Here is a 19,218-nt window from a genome sequence, read left to right as displayed (position 1 = left end):
CCTGACATGAAAAGAAGAAAGCCATAATCAGCTTTCATCCTCGACCGGCTCTGTGAAGTACGCTTAAAAATACTTGTTCCATTTTAACACAACTTAAGGAGGAAAGTGAATAAACTTTCCTCCCGCCATCTAGTCATTTTTTATTGCTGCTCGTCTTTATCGTCTGCTGCATTGTATATATACTCTTCTGCTTTACGCTCGTGCTCTTCAAGCGTTTCAGAGTAATATACGGCTCCATCTTCAGCTGCTGCCAGGAAATAAAGGTAGTCTGTGTTCTCCGGATTCAACGCTGCCTCAATAGAAGCTTCACCTGGAGCAGCGATTGGCCCGGGCGGCAACCCGCGATTTTGGTAAGTGTTGTAGGGGTCATCAACCTCCAGATCCTCAAACAATACCCGGTCCTTCCATTCATTTAATGCATATAAAACCGTGGGATCCGTTTGAAGCGGCATATCCTCTTCCAGTCTGTTGTAAAAAATTCCTGCGATGACGCCTCGATCTGTAGACTCGGTTGCTTCTTCTTCTAAAAGGGAAGCAAAAGTCAGCGCTTTATGCACCGTCATAGGATTATTTTCTTCATCCTCCTTTACGGGTCCAAAATCTCCAGCTTCAAATTCAGAAATTGCAGCAATATATGGCGTCATTATGTTATTTGTTGCATCCACCATTTCTGTAATGATCTTTTCAAGCGAAGGATCTTCTTCGTAAAATGGGTACGTAGCGGGATATAAATATCCCTCCAATGGATGACGGATATCTTCGTTCATTACCTCATCCGTTACTAGTTCAGGATATTTCTCCTGTAAGGAGGCAATAAAATCACGATCAGATATCGTTTCCATAAATTGTTTCTGAGTATAATTGGTTTTATCTTCAATAATCTGAGCAATTTCTTCCAAACGAAGCCCCTCAGGAACGGTCACATTAAATATGGGTTCATGATAAACTTTGCCCGTTTTTAAACTTTCCGTAATCTCAGCAAGTGTCATGGCAGGAGTCAAGTCGTAAGTGCCGGCTTGAAATTCGGACTCATTATTAAATTTCAAATAGTACTTGAATACATTTTTATCTTTCACTATATTATTTTCCTCTAAAATCGAGGTAATGGAATCGACAGATGATCCAATAGGAATCTCTACCGTTACCGGATTTTCGTCATCAGTATCTACAGGTTTTAACGCAGAAGTAACGTAAAAATATCCGCCAATCCCGACCCCTGCAATTATTACAATTAGAACGATCATGGAAATGAATACTATTTTTCTCACAGTTCTCGCTTCCTTTTTCCGTTCTTGTAAGTTTTGAATCCATTGATCATACTTAGATTGATTGTCGTTCAAACAAATTCCCTCCACATATAACAGCAACAATTAGCAGCCGAATTTCTTCAATAGATTCATTATACAATAAAAAAACACACAGGCAACAAACTCCTGTGTGTTCTTGTCGAAAGCGCGCGTGTCTCCCTCACCCCGATTTTGAAAAAAGGGGATCTGAATTACTCTGCGTCTTCCTCTTCATCTAAAAATGTGTTTAGCATTTCTTCGATCATGTCCCATTCTTCTTCTGTTTCAATCGGCTTAAGTTCGCCTTCTGCATTTTCATCATCCTGCTCAAACGAAGAAGCATGAATTTCGATTTCCTCTTCTTCTGATTCCCCTACAGGGAAGTAAAGCACATAAGATTTTTTAAATTCATCTGAATCAAACGTAAATAGGACCTCACATAGTACTTCATTTCCCTGTTCATCTACAACTGTAATATGCTTTTCACCATGTTCCATATTGTTCACACCTCTTCATTTCCGGCTATTTAAGTAGCCTTGTAAAATCATTACTGCTGCCATCTTATCAATAACTTTTTTTCTTTTTTCCCGGCTGACGTCCGCTTCTAAAAGAACACGTTCCGCTGCCATTGTGCTAAGTCGCTCATCCCATAGTTTTACTTCAATATCAAGTTTTTTATGCAGTTTTTCTGCATATTGCTGACAAGCTTCACCACGGGGGCCGATTGAGTTATTCATGTTTTTCGGCAGACCGACTATAATAGTTGAGACTTCATGCTCCAAAACGAGTTCTTTGATTCTTTTAAATCCAAGCTGACCGCCCCGTTCATCAATTTTGATGGTTTCAATTCCTTGAGCAGTCCAGCCAAATGCATCGCTAATTGCAACACCAACTGTTTTCGTGCCAACATCCAATCCCATTACCCGCATGTTAGTTATCCTCTTTATGCTGTTGTAAGTAAAACTTTACAAGCTCCTCAATGATTTCATCACGTTCAAGCTTGCGGATGATATTTCTGGCATCCTGGTGCCGGGGAATGTAAGCAGGATCGCCGGATAATAGATAACCGACAATCTGGTTAATAGGGTTATACCCTTTTTCCTCTAATGCTCCAAACACCTGGTTAAGAACTCTTTGTACTTCTTTATCCATCGATTCATCCCCGAAGTCGAATCGCATCGTTTTATCAAATGAGCTCATTTTCTGCACCCCACTCCGGAATACCTATGTATTCCTTTTATCCAACATACTTTTTATTGTACACCAGATTGTAAGAGAATCAAACGGATTTCACCCATTCCGGTACGAATTCAAGCGCAGCTTTTACTTTAGAAGGATCTTTCCCTCCGGCTTGAGCCATATCAGGGCGTCCGCCGCCGCCGCCCCCGCAGCGTGAAGCAACTTCTTTTACTAATTGTCCAGCGTGGTATCCTTTTTCAATTAAATCCTTTGTAACGCCTGCAATTATTTGAACTTTATCACCTTGAACGGACGCAAGCACCAGGATGCCGGATCCGATTTTGTTTTTAATATCATCAGCCATTGTCCGCAGACCGTTTGCATCTGCCACCTGAACCTGTTGTGCAAGAACTGCCACGCCATCAATGTCTACCACACGGTCCATAATGCTGCTTGCTTCAATGTTTGACATTTTTGCATGCAATGATTCGTTTTCCCGCTGAACCTCTTTTATTTCATTTTGCAGGCTCTGAATGCGTGCAGCAAGATCTCTCGGATTAGTTTTTAATGTTTGTGCTGATTGATTTAACAGATTAATTTGCTCATTCATGTATCGGTATGCTGCTTCTCCAGTTACAGCTTCAATTCTGCGTGTTCCGGCACCGATGCCGCCTTCGGAAATAATACAGAATAAACCAATCACTGCAGTACTGTTAACATGACAGCCTCCGCAAAGTTCAAGACTGTAGTCACCAATGGAAACTACGCGTACATTTGAACCGTATTTTTCACCGAATAATGCCATCGCTCCCATTGCTTTTGCTTCATCTAGGGATTTATTGGCTGTTTCAACAGAGTAGCTGTTCCATATTTTATCATTTACAATTTCCTCAATACGTTTAAGCTCGTCTGGCTGAACCTGACCGAAGTGAGAAAAGTCAAAACGCAGCCTGTCCGCCTCAACAAGTGAACCTGCCTGGTTAACATGATCTCCTAATACATCTTTTAATGCCTGGTGCAGCAAATGGGTTGCGGTATGGTTTTTCGTAATTGCACTTCTGGATGATGGGTCTACCTGAGAGGTGACAATATCCCCTTGTTCAATGACCCCTTGTTCGATAACCGCTGTATGGATGTTCTGACCATTTGGCGCTTTTTTTACATCTGTCACACGAAGTTTCATCCGGTCATTTGAGATTGTCCCCTTATCGCCAGTTTGACCTCCACTTTCAGCGTAAAACGGAGTGCGGGCAAGAATCAACTGCACCTCTTCTCCTTCAATTGCTTTATCTGTCAACGCTGCGTCACGAACAATTGCCTCAACAGTGGAATCATACGTCAACTGATCATATCCAACAAATTCACTGGCTACTTTAATTTCGCCCAGAACACCCCCCTGTACCTGCATCGATCCGGAATCTTGTCTTGCTGCCCGGGCTCTGGCACGCTGTGCGCCCATTTCTTCTTCAAAAGCTGCATGGTCTACTTCCAAGCCATTTTCTTCTGCGTACTCTTCAGTAAGCTCTACTGGAAAACCAAACGTATCGTAAAGACGGAAAACATCTTTTCCAGCGATTATGCCAGATCCGTCAGCTTTTGCCGCTTTCATGAGGCCTGAAAGGATAGCCAGTCCTTCATTTAGTGTTTCGTGGAAGCGTTCTTCTTCTGTTTTGATCACTTTACGGATAAAAGTCTCTTTGCTTTTCACTTCCGGGTAGAAATCAATCATGATATCTCCCACCACAGGAACAAGCTCATGCATAAATGGACGATCAATCCCAATCTGCTTCGCATAACGAACAGCGCGGCGGAGAAGTCTTCTTAAAACATAGCCTCTGCCTTCATTTGATGGCAAAGCCCCATCTCCTATGGCAAAAGAAACTGTACGAACATGATCGGCAATTACTTTAAAAGCAACGTCCTTTTCAATTGCCTGGCCGTATTGCTGTCCGGAAAGCGTTTCTGTTGCCTGGATAATTGGCATAAAAAGATCTGTTTCAAAGTTCGTCGGCACGTCCTGAACTACACATGCCATTCTTTCCAGACCCATCCCTGTATCAATATTTTTCTTTGGAAGCGGGGTATAAGTATTGTCTGGATTATGGTTAAACTGTGAAAATACAAGATTCCATATTTCAAGGTAGCGGTCATTCTCTCCACCAGGATAGAGTTCAGGATCAGTTAAATCCGAACCATATTCAGGGCCACGGTCAAAGAAAATCTCCGTGTTAGGACCACTTGGGCCCTCACCTATATCCCAGAAATTCCCTTCCAACCGGATGATACGCTCTTCCGGCAAACCAATTTTTTCTTTCCAATAATTAAAAGCCTCATGGTCTTCAGGGTGTACGGTAACGGAAAGCTTTTCTTTTTCGAATCCGATCCACTTTGGTGAAGTTAAAAATTCCCACGCCCAGTCAATTGCTTCTTCCTTAAAGTATTCTCCAATTGAAAAATTCCCCAGCATTTCAAAAAATGTATGGTGTCGTGCCGTTTTTCCTACATTTTCAATGTCATTTGTCCGAATTGATTTTTGAGCATTCACAATCCGTGGGTTTTGCGGAATAACCCTTCCGTCAAAATATTTTTTTAATGTAGCAACTCCGCTGTTTATCCATAATAAAGACGGGTCTTCATGCGGAACCAGTGAAGCACTCGGTTCAATATCATGACCTTTTTCCTGAAAGAAATCTAAAAACATTTTTCTGATTTCTGCACCTGACCACTTTTGCATCATTATTCCTCCTTCAATTTTACTCACTAATGGTTCCAAGAAAACACAAAAAGGCCCCCATCCCCCTACAGGGACGAGAGCAAACTCGCGGTACCACCCTGGTTATGAGCGCACAATTCCACTCATCACTTTGAGCGCTTTAACGCAGCGTACGGCAGAGTTTACCTGCACTCCGGACTAGCTTTCCATTACTCTTATCCAAATTCTCTTTCAGCCTGGGGAGAATTCTCTCTTGCACGATTGTGCATGAATAGTTTGCAATGTACTTGTTCCATCTTCGAGTTTCGATTATTTTCCTAAAGAAATTATAAAAAGGATATTGTCATTTGTCAATTCGCTCATCAACATGAAGTTTGAAAAAAGATCTCGATATAATGGTTACAACCATAAATAAAGGCACAGCGATGATCAATCCGAGCATGCCGGCGAGCTCTCCTCCTACAAGCAATAAAATCATAATAACAACAGGATGAATATGAACATTTTTCCCCATGATCCATGGTGCGAGCAGATGGCTTTCCACCATTTGAATGCCAAACGCTGAAATCAGCACCCAGATTATCATGCTTCCTGAAACCGTACTCGCGATAAGGATCGCGGGAAACGCACCAATAACAGGACCTATATATGGGATAACATTAAATACACCCATAATACCAGCCAGAGGCAATGCATAAGGAAGATCAATAAGATATAGTGCGGCAAAGGAGACTGCAGCTACAGCGAGACTCAGCCATAATTGACCCCGGACATATCCGCCAAGTCTCTGATCTAATTCTCTTGATACTTTTAGTATTTGATCTTTACGTTTAACCGGCATTAATCGGAGCAATCGTTCCCCTATCATTTTCCGGTCCTTCAGCAGATAAAAAGACATAAATGGCACTAGAGACAGGGCGATAATCCATTTAAAAGAATGATCCACACCGCCCATCACACCTTCTACCCTGTTTTCGATTCGTTCCTGAAGTCTATTTATTGCCTTTGACACCATTTCGCTCACTGGACCCGGCATATCAGCAATCCAGCTGTTGATTGTTGAATTCCAGGATGAAATTTGAGACATAATGGATGGCATATGAACCAGGAAGTGATTCCATTCCCTTATTAAAACCGGTACGCCCCACTGAACAGCCATACCGATCAGTGAAAATAAAATGATAAAGACGATCCATACAGCTAACAAATCAGAGCAATTACCTTTTTTTAACAAGTGAACAAATGGGACTAAAAGATAGGCTATTAAAATGCTTAAAAAAAGAGGAACAATGGCAAGCCAGATACCCGATAGTACCGGCTTAATAACCGGCCATAAAATGCTGACTATCCAGGCACACAGCAACAGCAGTAAAACGACAATAATTCGCGATAACCATTTTTTCAGGAGATTATCCATTTTTGATCGCCTAATTCTGCCTCTTGAAACAAATCATCCAAGCTTTCAATGGTCCCATCCTCAGAGATTTCATAAAGGGATAACTTTCCACGATAAACTAAAAATTCAATGCAGCAATGGCGGCAGTAATAATGCTTTGTGCCAATTTTTCCAATATCACGATGTTTACAGCAAGGGCAATTCATGAGAGTCCTCCTATACAGGATTTTACTTCCCATCGTTGCCCAGTATGGAATAATTTATTCGTTTGCCCCCTGCAATTCCATAAAATCATAGGGTGTTACTCCATCCATGCCGATCATCGGGTCAACTTCAAGCAGGTTTATTTCATCAACTACGGGCTGCTCTTCAAACTCTTCCTGAGCATGATTCTGCTCCTGCAGCTTGTTTCGCAGCGTGGTCAATCTGGATAGATCGTCTTTTCGTTCAACACCAAAACGAAAAGCTTCTTCTTCTCCGCACATAATTAAAAACCGCTTGCTGCGTGTTATGGCTGTGTATAATAAATTACGTCGCAGCATGCGATAATAGCTTTTTACAACCGGAAGAATGACGATCGGAAACTCGCTGCCCTGCGATTTATGAATGGAACAGCAGAAAGCATGTGTAATCTGATTTAAATCCTGGCGGGTATAGGTGACTTCCACTCCATCAAATGCAACCAAAAGCATATCTTGTTTTTCAGTATTTTCTTTTGCATAAAATATCGATATGACTTCGCCCATATCCCCATTGAATACATGACTTTCCGGCTGATTAACAAGCTGAAGGATTTTATCGCCAATTCGATAAGTGATATCTCCCCATTGCAGCTCTTTGCGGGAGCCATCGGGATCAGGGTTCATCAGTTCCTGCAATACTTTATTCAATCTGTCAATTCCCGCTGGTCCTCTGTACATAGGAGCAAGCACCTGTATGTCTTTTGACGTATATCCTTTAGCAAGTGCATTTTTAACAATCTTCCCAACCACTTCTTCCATCTGATTGGCCTTGCAGGGTAAGAAAGATCTGTCCGGCTGCTGCTTTCGCAAGTCTGCCGGCAGCTTCCCTTCTTTCATATTATGGGCAAGCTCAATAATTGAAGACCCCTCTTCCTGCCTGTATATGTCAGTCAATTGAACAGTAGGAACGATCTTGGAATAAAGCAGATCCTGCAGCACCTGTCCTGGACCAACAGAAGGAAGCTGGTCCTGGTCCCCCACAAGGATCACCTGCATCGTATCAGGTACCGACTGCAGAAGCTGATTGGCAAGCCATGTATCCACCATCGACATTTCATCGATGATCAGCAGCTTGCCTTCCACTAAACGATCTTCATCTTCCTCTTTTTCTTCCTGTCCAGTGAAGCCAAGCAGCCGGTGAATGGTCATTGCCCTTAGGCCTGTCGACTCGGACATTCGTTTTGCAGCCCGCCCGGTGGGGGCAGCAAGCACGATAGGAAACGGTTCTTCATTGCTGTACGAATCCTGATCAAGAGATATGCCGTGAAGTTCTGAATACAGTTCAACAATCCCCTTAATAACAGTTGTTTTACCTGTCCCCGGTCCGCCGGTTAAGATCATAAGAGAGGAAGTAAGAGCGGTCTGGATAGCTTCTTTTTGAGAAGCTGCGTAAGAAACACCGATCTTTTCTTCTAAATTGCCCAAAGCAAGCAGGAATTCAGATTCCGGGAATTGATCCTCATATTCTTTATGTGCAAGCAGCCGGTTTATATTTGTGACAAGTCCTTTTTCTGAGTAATAAAGCGAAGGCATGTAAATACGCTTATCTTCTCCTACGATTTTCCCTTCTTCATTTAAAACGATCAGTTGGGCAGAAATATCAGTGTATTCAATGGACTCAGGCTGATGTTTTTGCAATAGCTCCTTAACCTTTACCAGCAGGTCTTTTGAGTGTGCATACACATGTCCCTCCTGAAGAGAGGTCTGCTGCAAGCTAAACAAACAGGCTGCCTTGATGCGGTCGGGATGCTTCCCCGAGAGTCCCAGATGCCTGCCCAATTCATCGGCTTTCCCAAAGCCCACCCCCTCCACATCGTATACAAGCTGATAAGGATTTTTTTGCAGTATTTCAAGAGTAGCATCCTGATACATTTGATAAATTTTCATAGAGAGCTGCGGACCGAATCCCCAGTCGCTTAAATGCACCATGATCCTTTCAAGCCCTTGATGTTCGATCAGCACTTCATATATGTGTTTGGCTTTTTCTTCTGAAAGTTTTGGCACTTCCTGGAGAACCATTTCGTTTTCCATTATTTTGGATATCGCTTTGTCACCTAATGTATCCACTATTTTTTCAGCTGTTCTCTTTCCAACTCCGGAAAAAAGATCGCTGGAAAGATAATGAACAATCCCCTGCTTCGTCTGGGGAAGCTCTTTTTGAAACCGCGTGGCAAGAAACTGCAGACCAAATCGAGGATGTTCTTTGAAGCGGCCGTGAAACGTGTACGCGTCCTCCTCCTGCATGCGCGGAAAATGCCCTGTCACGATTGCTTCTTTTTCGGTATTGGGTGTATTCGTTTCCTCCACCCGGATCCGGACAACCGAATACATATTGTCTTCATTATGAAAGATGGTTACAATATGTCTCCCTTTTACATACAGTTCTTCCGTAAATAAATCCATCGGTTCACTGCTCATCCTCTTCCCTCCCGACTGCAGAAATCAGTTGCCTTTTGATTCAATTGTCTGCTTCATTATCTCTCTTCCGTTTAAGGCCAAATAATGGTCTGGCTGAGCTTCAATAGCCTGTTCAAAGGAGCTCAAAGCCTTAATAGCATTTTCTTCATACCCTGCATATGCCACACCTAAATTATATAATGCATCCGCATGTTCCGGATTTAGTTTAACGGCAATTTCCAGCTGTTTAATCGCTTCTTCCCCTATTTCCAGCTGGGCAAGTGCAAGACCATATTGAAAGTGTGCCTCATCATCATGCTCAGAAAGTTCGGCTGCACGCTGAAGGTATGGCAGGGCAAGCTTATATTTATCCTGATTCATCAATGACATGCCCAGCATAAAATAAACGTCCGGTTCCTCCACCCCTTTACTGATCGCTTTTTCATAAAGGGAAGCACCTTCATTAAAGCGTTCCAAATTGTAATACAAGTTTGCCAAAGCATAGTAGGCAAGTCCTGCCTCTTCATCAACGATTATTGCTTTTTGAAAGAACCTTTCAGCTTTTTCCAGTTCGTTAAATTGAGCAAGAACATTTCCAAAATTAATATAAGCTGCTGCATCATTTGGATCTTCTTCGATGGCTTTATTTAATAGTTCAATTGCTTTCTCGTATTCACCATTTTGCAACTTTTGGATTGCCTGTTCATTTAAATTCTTCATATCTTTCACTCCTAAATGAGTCATTTATCTATGTATTAATGGTTCAAAGTATATCACAGCGATAATGCAGAGCAAAAATAAAAAAGGAATGCAGCAGGCCCTGTCACTTCCATAAAACGCTTTCTGGCGCTTATAAAGATGAAGGTGCCTTTTACATTCCAGCTGTCAGCCTACATATAAAAGCTGTTCTTGCTTTTTATAAATTTTATCGATTGTCGCTCCGCCCAGACACTCGTCCCCGTTATAAAACACCACTGCCTGACCTGGCGTGATTGCCCGGGAAGGCTCATCGAAAATTACCTCGACTTGTCCATCCTCCATCAGGTTAACAGTTACTTTGCTGTCTGTTTGACGGTAGCGGAACTTAGCAGTGCAGCGGAATGAAGCTTCAGGTGCTTTAGCCGACATCCAGTTTACATCCACAGCTGTTAATGAAGTAGAGTAAAGTGACTCATGCTCAAATCCCTGACCGACAAACAATTGATTTTTTTCTACATCCTTGCCAAGAACAAACCAGGGCTCCCCGGAACCGCCTATGCCCAGTCCGTGACGCTGACCGATTGTATAATACATAAGCCCATCGTGAGAACCAACTTTTTCACCGTCCATCGTCACCATATCACCCGGCTGTGCAGGCAAATATTGGCTTAAGAACTCTTTAAAATTTCGTTCTCCAATAAAACAAATCCCTGTACTGTCCTTTTTAGCAGCAGTAGCAAGCCCTGCTTCATGAGCAATTTTACGAACTTCCTTTTTATCAATATTGCCAATTGGGAACATTACTTTAGAAAGCTGATCCTGAGTCAGTTGATTAAGGAAATAGGTTTGATCTTTGTTTTCATCAAGCCCCCGGAGCATTTTAATTTCTCCATCTCTTTTCTCAACCTGTGCATAATGACCAGTAGCAAGAAAATCTGCACCGAGCTTTATCGCATGATCTAAAAAGGCATTGAACTTAATTTCTTTATTGCACATAACATCAGGGTTTGGTGTTCTTCCTGCTTTATATTCCTCCAGAAAATAGGTGAATACCTTATCCCAATATTGTTTTTCAAAGTTAACTGCATAATAAGGAATACCAATCTGGTTACATACACGAATCACATCATTGTAATCTTCAGTAGCTGTGCACACACCTGCTTCATCGGTATCATCCCAGTTTTTCATAAAAACCCCAATGACGTCGTATCCCTGCTGCTTTAAAAGCAATGCTGCAACAGATGAATCAACTCCACCGGACATTCCCACAACCACTCGTGTATCTTTTAGTGATTTTGTCATCTTTTCCACCACTTTATTATATATTTCACCTGGCTTAATTTGCTGGTATAAGACGCTTCGCAATCAATGCAATTTCATCAGCAATCTTAATTCCCTGTTCTATCGTACTTCCTAAACCAAAGCTGAAGCGTATTGAATTTCTCAGCCGTTCACTGCCCTGGCCAAACATGGCTGTCAGGACATGAGATGGTTCAATCGACCCAGCAGTACAAGCAGAACCGCTCGATGCTGCAATTCCTGCAAGATCAAGATTCACCAGCATTGCTTCAACATCTGCGCCAAAGATGCTTAAGTTTAGCACATGTGGCAAAGTATGCTCAAGAGATCCGTTTACACTGTACTTCACCCCATGCTCGTCCAGGCGATTAATCAGTGCATTTTTAATTTCTGCCAGTTTTTTTCGTTTATGCTCCCGCTCTTCCGCAGCAAGTTCAACTGCTTTCGCAAGTGCTGCAATGGAAGCTACATTCTCCGTACCTGCACGCCGCTTCCGCTCCTGTTCACCGCCCAGAATATGGGGAGATAAAGGGGTATCTTTTTTCACATAAAGAAAACCGACCCCTTTAGGTCCGTTAATTTTATGGGCTGAAACAGATAGCAGATCCACTCCCAATTTTTTAACATTAATATCCTCTGCTCCAAAAGCCTGAACAGCATCTGTGTGAAACAGCGCCTGATGGCCGGTTAAAATTTGTGCAATTTCTTCAACCGGCTGAATCGTTCCCACTTCGTTGTTGCCGTACATAATGGAGACAAGTATTGTTTCATCTGTCAGTGCGTTTTTAACATCTTCAGCTGAAACGCTTCCTGTTTCATCAACATCCAGAAACGTCACATGAAATCCTTTTTGAACCAATGCTTCACAGGGGTGCAGCACGGCATGATGTTCAATTTTGGAAGTAATGATATGCATGCCTCTATGTTTCATTGCATCCGCAACGCCATTAATTGCAAGGTTATTTGCTTCAGTTCCCCCGCTAGTGAAAATGATTTCATTAAAATGAGCACCTGTGCATTTTGCAACAAAGCTTCTTGCTTCGTCCAATACCTGTCTGGATCTCCGACCTACAGCATGAATACTTGATGCATTCCCGTAGTGCTCAGTTAACATTTCTGTCATGATGTGAAGCACTTCCGGATGCACAGGTGTTGTAGCTGCGTGATCAGCGTATATTTGATTCACTCAAATTCCCTCCATTTTTAAATATAAAACATATATGCGTCTGATTCGCCTTCATCGGTATAATTGGCTAAATCATCAATTGTTGTATGATCGAGCACGTCTTTTACAGCGTCGCGTATACGAATCCATAATTCTCTTTGTGGTGGAGCTTCATCCTCAATGCCTTCCACAGGACTAATGGGTCCTTCTAAAACGCGGATAATATCACCCGCTGTTATATCGGTGGGCTCTTTCGCTAAAATATAGCCGCCATATGCACCGCGTATGCTTTTTACATAACCTGCATTTCTCAGCGGAGCGACTAATTGCTCCAGATAATGTTCTGACAGATCATGGGTTTTGGCAATTGCTTTTAACGAGGTCGGCCCTTCCCCGTGACGTTTGGCAAGCTCAATCATTATTGTTAAACCGTAACGGCCTTTTGTCGATATTTTCATTTAACTTTCCACCTCTAACCATCGATGTTTGACTTTTGACATTATAGCATACAACTACTATCGTTGGCATTTCTTCTGTGTTGGTACTATGATAGATGCAAGAAATTTATCCCTGTATGGAGTGATCAAATGAGCATTAAACCTTTAGCTTTTCGAATGAGGCCAAGACACATAGATGAAATGATTGGACAGGAACATTTGGTTGGTGAAGGTAAAATAATACGCCGCATGGTGCTTGCGAAGCAGCTGTCTTCAATGATTTTATATGGACCGCCTGGTATCGGGAAAACATCGATCGCTTCAGCTATAGCGGGCAGCACACAATACGCTTTTCGCACCTTGAACGCTGTTACCAATAATAAAAAAGATATGGAAATCGTAGTACAGGAAGCCAAAATGTCCGGCAAGGTGATTTTATTATTAGATGAAGTTCATCGGCTGGATAAAACGAAACAGGATTTTCTGCTTCCCTATTTAGAAAACGGAATGATTACCCTGATTGGAGCGACTACCAGCAACCCCTATCATGCGATCAATCCAGCGATTCGGAGCAGGTGTCAGATTTTCGAGCTTCATCCTCTTTCAATAAAAGATATGAAAACCGCCATTATCCGCTCTCTGGAGGATGAAGAAAGAGGGCTTGGCAAACTGAATGTCACACTCGAAAAAGAAGCACTCGAGCATTTTGCTGCTGGAAGCAATGGCGATGTCAGAAGTGCGTTGAACGCCCTTGAGCTGGCTGTTAAATCCACCTCTCCAGAAGGTGATTCCATTACAATCAGCCCCGCCATAGCAGAAGAATGCCTGCAGAAAAAGAGTTTTTCCCATGATAAGGATGGAGACGCTCATTATGATGTAATGAGCGCTTTTCAAAAATCCATCAGAGGGAGTGATGTTAATGCCTCACTCCATTATTTGGGAAGACTAATTGAAGCGGGTGATCTGCCCACAATCGCCCGCCGGCTGATTGTCATTGCTTATGAAGATATCGGTTTAGCAAGCCCTCAAGCCGGCGCCCGCACGCTGGCAGCGATCGAATCAGCAGAGCGGCTGGGTTTTCCAGAAGGACGCATTCCTCTGGCAAATGCCGTCATTGAGCTTTGTCTGTCACCAAAATCAAATTCAGCGATCAGCGCAATCGACTCTGCTCTCAGTGATATTCGCTCCGGCAAAAGCGGTACGGTACCCGAACATCTTAAAGATGCCCATTACAAAGGGGCAAAAGAGCTTGGACGCGGTGTAGAATATAAGTACCCTCACAGCTATCAAAACGGATGGGTGAAACAGCAATACCTGCCTGATACCATTAAGAATGCAACATATTACGAACCAAAAATAACAGGAAAATTTGAACAGGCTTTAAAACAAATTTATGAAAACATGAAATAAAAAGAGCGGGACAAAACCGCAAAAAATTGCTCCCACGACAATCGTGAGAGCATTTTTTTGATTTCTTCCTATTTTTTATGCTGCAATATCTCTTTTTGTAAATACAGTAAAAGCCAGAACGATAAAAAGACTCAAATAAATTAAAATCATGATAACCGAGAAAGTCATGGTCATTCCTTCCACGACAGGCATTCCCATCTCATACAGTGCTAAGTTTGTATTGGCAAACAGGCTGTATTTTGCCCAATCATAATAGGCTGCTATAAAGGCTGTTGCTGATCCTCCGACAAAATAAAGAAATAAACTGATTCCAATCGCAAGAGAGCTGTTGCGAAATACTGCTGATATCATAAATGCCATCATCGTTAACAAAATTACATCGATGGAATTATACAGATAGATCTTTAATAAATACGGAACGATATTTCCTTCTTCTACAGCTCCGTTCGCATAAGTAAGATGGACTGCTGATCCGCCATCAAAAAAGATAACTCCTAATAGCATTGACAAAGCAATAAGAATACCAATGAATACAATTCCAAACGATGCAACAGTAAGAAGTTTGGAAAGAAGGATTTTCCAACGAGCAATAGGTCTGATCATTAGAAGCTTGATAGTTCCCCATGAAAATTCCCCTGCAACTATGCCTGAAGCTGTTATGATCGCAAACAGCCCGACGATCGCAATCAAAAATGAAATATTCTCCAGATAAGTCCACATGGAATCCCGGTCATTCGGCGCAATATCATTGTCCAATCTGTATTCGTTAATGGCTAGAGCGCCCTCTGCACTGGGAACATAAAAATCATTTTCCCCTGTTTCTATCGTCATTTTAATTTGTTCATTTTCTGCCTGCAGCTGCTGCTGCCAGGCTGCATCTTCTGTGCCGCCTGATGAATTTATAAACAAAGTAATAACGGTGGAGCCAATAACTGCGAGTATTAACAGGCCTGCCATCACATAAGTTCCAGGACGGTGCATAATTTTCATCCATTCATTCCGGATTAAATTAACCATTTGAAGCCACTCCTTCCTCTGCCGTCACTTCAAGAAAACGATCTTCCAGCGTTTTAGTTGCCGGTGAAATGCCATATACATCAATATTGCTTGCCACACAGAATCGTACAAGAGCAGGAATATCTTCTTTTGTCATGTTGATCACTAACGATTGTTCCAGGACTTCAACTGTCCAGGACGGGTTATGCTCCAGTACTTTAGTGCGGGCTTCCTGAGGATTTTCTACCAGCAAATTAAACAGTTCGCCCTTTGTAGAAACAAAGTCATGCATCGATTGCACATCAATTAATTTTCCTTTTTGTATAATGCCTATCCGGTCACACATCATTTCCATTTCAGACAGCAAATGACTCGACACAATGACTGCCATTCCTCTTTCTCTTGCCAGGCGTCTTATGTAATCCCGAATCTCCCTGATTCCTGCCGGGTCCAGACCATTAGTCGGTTCATCCAGTATAAGCACCTTCGGATCATGAAGGAGACTTTGTGCAATGCCAAGCCGCTGCCGCATGCCAAGTGAATAGGTTTTGACTTTGTCATTTATTCTGTTTTCCAAACCTACCAGCTTAACAACCTCATCAATTTTCTCCCTCGATATACCCTTATACATCCGGGCATAGTGTAGAAGATTTTTGTAGCCTGATAAAAATTTATACATTTCCGGATTCTCTACAATGGCTCCAACTTGCTTGACGGCACCTTCAAAATCACTCTTAATGCTTTTGCCTTCAATCAGTACATCTCCGTCTGTCAGTTTCATTAACCCTACAATCATTCGAATGGTGGTTGTTTTACCGGCTCCATTCGGTCCAAGAAAACCAAAAACTTCTCCGCCATAAACGTCAAAAGAAACACGGTTAATAATTGTTTTTCCACCGATGGTTTTGGTCACATTTCTAAGCTGTACAATTGACTGCTGTGTCATAGGTTTCCCTCCTTTAATAGTTGCTTTCCTTTAATTAACTCATCTACTATTACGAAAACATTGGTAAAAAGTTTCAATTAAAAGAAAAAATCTGATTCGTATCCCGAATCAGATTTTCCTATCCTGCTATTGTACTCGCTTGATCATGACATCTTTTAACACTGTGTTTATCACATAGCTTGCTGCAATTAAGCCGGCTACAGATGGAACAAAAGCATTCGAGGAAGGCGGCATTTTTGCTTTACGGATCGCAGCCTGATCATTTCCAACCGTTTTCCTCACCTCTTCCCGAATCACAATCGGACTTTCATCAGAAAAAATAACTGGAATCCCTTTTGGAATTCCGTCTTTTCGCAATTGTTTACGAATTATCTTTGCAATCGGATCGGTATGTGTTTTCGAAATATCTGCTATTTGAAAACGTGTGGGATCCATCTTATTTGCAGCACCCATGCTCGAAATAATGGGAATATTCCGGTTTAAACACTCTTTCATTAAATGAATCTTATAAGAAATCGTATCGGAAGCATCCACTACGAAATCAAGACCATAACTGAAAAACTCTTCGAATGTTTCTTCCGTATAAAACATTTTTAATGATATGACTTCACAGTCAGGATTGATATCAGCTATTCGCGTTTTCATCAAATCTGCTTTTGGCTGGCCTACAGTAGAAAGCAAAGCAATTACCTGACGATTCACATTGGTAATGTCCACATCGTCTTTATCCACCAGAATTAACCGGCCTACGCCGCTTCTCGCAAGTGCTTCAGCAGCAAAAGAGCCGACGCCTCCAATACCTAAAACAGCTACAGTTTTTCCTTTAAGTAATTCCAGCCCCTCTGACCCGATAGCCAGTTCATTGCGTGAAAATTGGTGAAGCATTAAAATCAACTCCAAATTGTTAGTTGTGACGGTTTTAAGGATAGCTTATTTTTATGGTTAAATCAATGAGGGATATAGGTTCAAAGCCATAAAAAACCGCCGGCTTCAGTCCGGCGGTTTGAATCGTATGTATTAGGTGGCAAATCCCAATCGTGCCGTCTCGGGAAATATCTATCGTTTTGAACCCGCTCTCAGCAGGTGGGTGCCCTGTTTCTCACTTGGTGCGTCCTCGCAAAAGGCATGCATGCTATAAGAAAACGCAGACTCCCAAACATAGAATTGTTCGGTCAAAACTGATTGAATAGATAACGTACACATCAGGACTTGCCTTGTGTATAAATAATAGCACACCAATTTTAAAAGATCAATTAATTTACCATCATTTATCGATTATTCTGAAGATTCAATGACAAGCGCAATTCATCTAACTGAGCTTCACTTACACGGCTTGGAGCATCTGTTAACAAACAGCTTGCACTTGCTGTTTTAGGAAACGCAATCGTGTCACGAAGATTTGTCCGGCCTGCAAGGAGCATTACCAAACGGTCCAGCCCCAGAGCAATTCCACCATGTGGCGGGGTGCCATATTCAAAAGCTTCCAGTAAGAAGCCGAACTGCTCTTGTGCTTCCGCTTCAGTAAAACCTAGTACCTGGAACATCTTTTCCTGAATTTCACGTTCATAAATACGAAGTGAGCCTCCGCCTAGTTCATATCCATTTAATACAATATCATAAGCTTGTGCTCTTACTGCACCAGGGTCACTCTCAAGCAATGGCAGATCTTCGCGCACTGGCATTGTGAAAGGATGATGAGCAGCATAATAGCGTCCTTCATCTTCCGCATATTCAAGCAGGGGCCAGTCAGTAACCCATAAGAAGTTATACAGAGTTTCATCAATTAAGCCCAGAGCTTTCCCAAGCTTCAATCGAAGTGCACCAAGTGCATCTGCCACCACTGACTTTTTGTCTGCTACAAATAATAATAAATCGCCTTCCTGTGCTTCAGAAGCTGAAGTTAAATCTGCCTGTTCGTCTTCTCCAAAGAATTTTGCTATTGGTCCGTTAAAGCCTTCAGAAGTAACCTTCAGCCATGCAAGCCCTTTAGCACCATAACGTCCGGCAAATTCGCCAAGCGCATCGATGTCTTTTCTCGAGTAGTTATCTGCAGAACCTTTAACATTAATTAATTTTACCTGTCCGCCATTAGCTACGGCACCGCTGAAAACCTTAAAGCCCGAATGTTCAACTAATGAAGAGACATTAATTAATTCCATGCCGAAACGTGTATCCGGCTTATCAGATCCGTAACGCTCCATCGCATCCTTATAAGTCATTCTAGGAAGAGGAAGAGGAAGTTCGACCCCTTTGACATCCTTCATCATTTTAGCCATCATCCGTTCGTTCATGGACATGATGTCTTCCTGGCTCATAAAGCTTGTTTCAATATCGACTTGCGTAAATTCCGGCTGGCGGTCTGCACGCAAATCTTCATCACGGAAGCAGCGGGCAATTTGATAATAACGGTCAAATCCGCCTACCATCAGCATTTGCTTGAAGAGCTGCGGTGATTGTGGCAATGCGTAAAATTCCCCTTCGTGTACACGGCTTGGCACAAGGTAATCACGGGCACCTTCAGGAGTGCTTTTGGTCAGCATTGGTGTCTCCACTTCAATAAATTGTTCTTCATCTAAAAATCCGCGGATGGATTTAGTGACATTATGTCTCATTTTAAACGTATCAATCATTACTGGACGGCGAAGGTCAAGATAGCGGTATTTCAAACGAATATCCTCTGCCACCTCAGTTTTATCTTCAATGGTAAATGGCGGCGTTTTAGCTTCGCTTATGATGGTTACATCAGAAGCGTGAACCTCAATTTTTCCAGTTGACAGATTTTGATTAATTGTACTGCTATCCCGGGCTTCTACCATTCCCTCTATGCTTAAAACATATTCGCTGCGGATTTTTTCAGCCTGTTCTAACGCCTCAGCTGAATTTGCAGGATTAAACACAACCTGTATAATACCTGTCCGGTCACGCAGGTCAATAAAAATCAGACCGCCAAGATCCCGGCGTTTTTGCACCCACCCTTTTAATGTGATTTTTTCTCCAACTGATGATGCGGGTACTTCTCCGCAATAATATGATCTTCCAAACATTCTTTTTTC

At 42.3% G+C, this 19,218-nt stretch carries 17 protein-coding genes and 1 other RNA gene; 1 reads left to right on the top strand and 17 read right to left on the bottom strand.

The genetic code is table 11. The features are described from left to right. Nucleotides 1-140: 140 nt before the first annotated feature. The 12 genes from mltG to cymR all read right to left on the bottom strand — a co-directional run bounded on the left by mltG (nt 141) and on the right by cymR (nt 12,834). Nucleotides 141-1,340, bottom strand: a complete 1,200-nt coding sequence (gene mltG, locus E2R51_RS01730) for an endolytic transglycosylase MltG (protein ID WP_133375303.1) — start codon at nt 1,338-1,340, stop codon at nt 141-143. A 158-nt stretch (nt 1,341-1,498) separates the two neighbouring features. Continuing rightward, nucleotides 1,499-1,783, bottom strand: coding sequence for a DUF1292 domain-containing protein (locus E2R51_RS01725; RefSeq protein ID WP_133375302.1), 285 nt, complete (start codon nt 1,781-1,783; stop codon nt 1,499-1,501). Between the two features lie 15 nt (nt 1,784-1,798). Continuing rightward, nucleotides 1,799-2,215, bottom strand: coding sequence for a Holliday junction resolvase RuvX (gene ruvX, locus E2R51_RS01720; RefSeq protein WP_133375301.1), 417 nt, complete (start codon nt 2,213-2,215; stop codon nt 1,799-1,801). Nucleotide 2,216: 1 nt separating this feature from the next. Next, nucleotides 2,217-2,486: an IreB family regulatory phosphoprotein gene (locus E2R51_RS01715; RefSeq protein ID WP_133375300.1), complete on the bottom strand. Its 270-nt coding sequence runs from the start codon at nt 2,484-2,486 to the stop codon at nt 2,217-2,219. A 79-nt stretch (nt 2,487-2,565) separates the two neighbouring features. Continuing rightward, nucleotides 2,566-5,199 (bottom strand): alanine--tRNA ligase, encoded by a 2,634-nt coding sequence (gene alaS, locus E2R51_RS01710; protein WP_133375299.1) that lies wholly within the window; start codon nt 5,197-5,199, stop codon nt 2,566-2,568. A 322-nt stretch (nt 5,200-5,521) separates the two neighbouring features. Then, entirely contained in the window at nt 5,522-6,595 is a 1,074-nt protein-coding gene (locus tag E2R51_RS01705) for an AI-2E family transporter (RefSeq protein WP_133375298.1), read from the bottom strand. Continuing rightward, nucleotides 6,580-6,780 (bottom strand): hypothetical protein, encoded by a 201-nt coding sequence (locus E2R51_RS01700; RefSeq protein WP_133375297.1) that lies wholly within the window; start codon nt 6,778-6,780, stop codon nt 6,580-6,582. The genes E2R51_RS01705 and E2R51_RS01700 overlap by 16 nt, the downstream gene beginning before the upstream one ends. Nucleotides 6,781-6,834: 54 nt before the next feature. After that, nucleotides 6,835-9,234: an SF1B family DNA helicase RecD2 gene (gene recD2, locus E2R51_RS01695; protein ID WP_133375296.1), complete on the bottom strand. Its 2,400-nt coding sequence runs from the start codon at nt 9,232-9,234 to the stop codon at nt 6,835-6,837. Nucleotides 9,235-9,258: 24 nt separating this feature from the next. Beyond that, entirely contained in the window at nt 9,259-9,933 is a 675-nt protein-coding gene (locus E2R51_RS01690; protein ID WP_133375295.1) for a tetratricopeptide repeat protein, read from the bottom strand. A 165-nt stretch (nt 9,934-10,098) separates the two neighbouring features. Then, a complete protein-coding gene (mnmA, locus tag E2R51_RS01685; protein ID WP_133375294.1) occupies nt 10,099-11,214 on the bottom strand; it encodes a tRNA 2-thiouridine(34) synthase MnmA in 1,116 nt (371 codons plus the stop codon). Between the two features lie 34 nt (nt 11,215-11,248). Beyond that, on the bottom strand, nt 11,249-12,397 hold the full coding sequence (locus E2R51_RS01680) for a cysteine desulfurase family protein (RefSeq protein ID WP_133375293.1): 1,149 nt from the start codon (nt 12,395-12,397) through the stop codon (nt 11,249-11,251). A gap of 17 nt (nt 12,398-12,414) precedes the next feature. After that, a complete protein-coding gene (gene cymR / locus E2R51_RS01675) occupies nt 12,415-12,834 on the bottom strand; it encodes a cysteine metabolism transcriptional regulator CymR (RefSeq protein ID WP_133375292.1) in 420 nt (139 codons plus the stop codon). A gap of 129 nt (nt 12,835-12,963) precedes the next feature. Between cymR and E2R51_RS01670 the strand changes: the two genes are divergently transcribed. Next, on the top strand, nt 12,964-14,223 hold the full coding sequence (locus E2R51_RS01670; protein WP_133375291.1) for a replication-associated recombination protein A: 1,260 nt from the start codon (nt 12,964-12,966) through the stop codon (nt 14,221-14,223). A gap of 75 nt (nt 14,224-14,298) precedes the next feature. On the opposite strand, the gene E2R51_RS01665 is transcribed toward E2R51_RS01670, so the two are convergent. From E2R51_RS01665 to aspS, 5 genes are all read right to left on the bottom strand, one after another. Continuing rightward, on the bottom strand, nt 14,299-15,240 hold the full coding sequence (locus E2R51_RS01665) for an ABC transporter permease (RefSeq protein WP_133375290.1): 942 nt from the start codon (nt 15,238-15,240) through the stop codon (nt 14,299-14,301). Beyond that, entirely contained in the window at nt 15,233-16,165 is a 933-nt protein-coding gene (locus E2R51_RS01660) for an ABC transporter ATP-binding protein (protein ID WP_133375289.1), read from the bottom strand. Before E2R51_RS01660 ends, E2R51_RS01665 begins: the two co-directional genes overlap by 8 nt. Nucleotides 16,166-16,291: 126 nt before the next feature. Continuing rightward, on the bottom strand, nt 16,292-17,050 hold the full coding sequence (locus E2R51_RS01655; RefSeq protein WP_133375288.1) for a tRNA threonylcarbamoyladenosine dehydratase: 759 nt from the start codon (nt 17,048-17,050) through the stop codon (nt 16,292-16,294). Nucleotides 17,051-17,189: 139 nt separating this feature from the next. Next, a non-coding RNA gene (ssrS, locus tag E2R51_RS01650) (6S RNA) lies at nt 17,190-17,377 on the bottom strand. Between the two features lie 56 nt (nt 17,378-17,433). Further along, nucleotides 17,434-19,209 carry an aspartate--tRNA ligase gene (gene aspS, locus E2R51_RS01645; RefSeq protein ID WP_133375287.1) on the bottom strand — a complete coding sequence of 592 codons (1,776 nt, stop codon included), beginning with the start codon at nt 19,207-19,209 and terminating at the stop codon, nt 17,434-17,436. Between the last annotated feature and the right edge of the window lie 9 nt (nt 19,210-19,218).

This window comes from Jeotgalibacillus sp. S-D1, from assembly GCF_004358665.1.
In the GTDB taxonomy this organism is placed as follows: Bacteria; Bacillota; Bacilli; order Bacillales; family Jeotgalibacillaceae; genus Jeotgalibacillus.
This window is presented reverse-complemented; position numbering and strand designations above follow the sequence as displayed.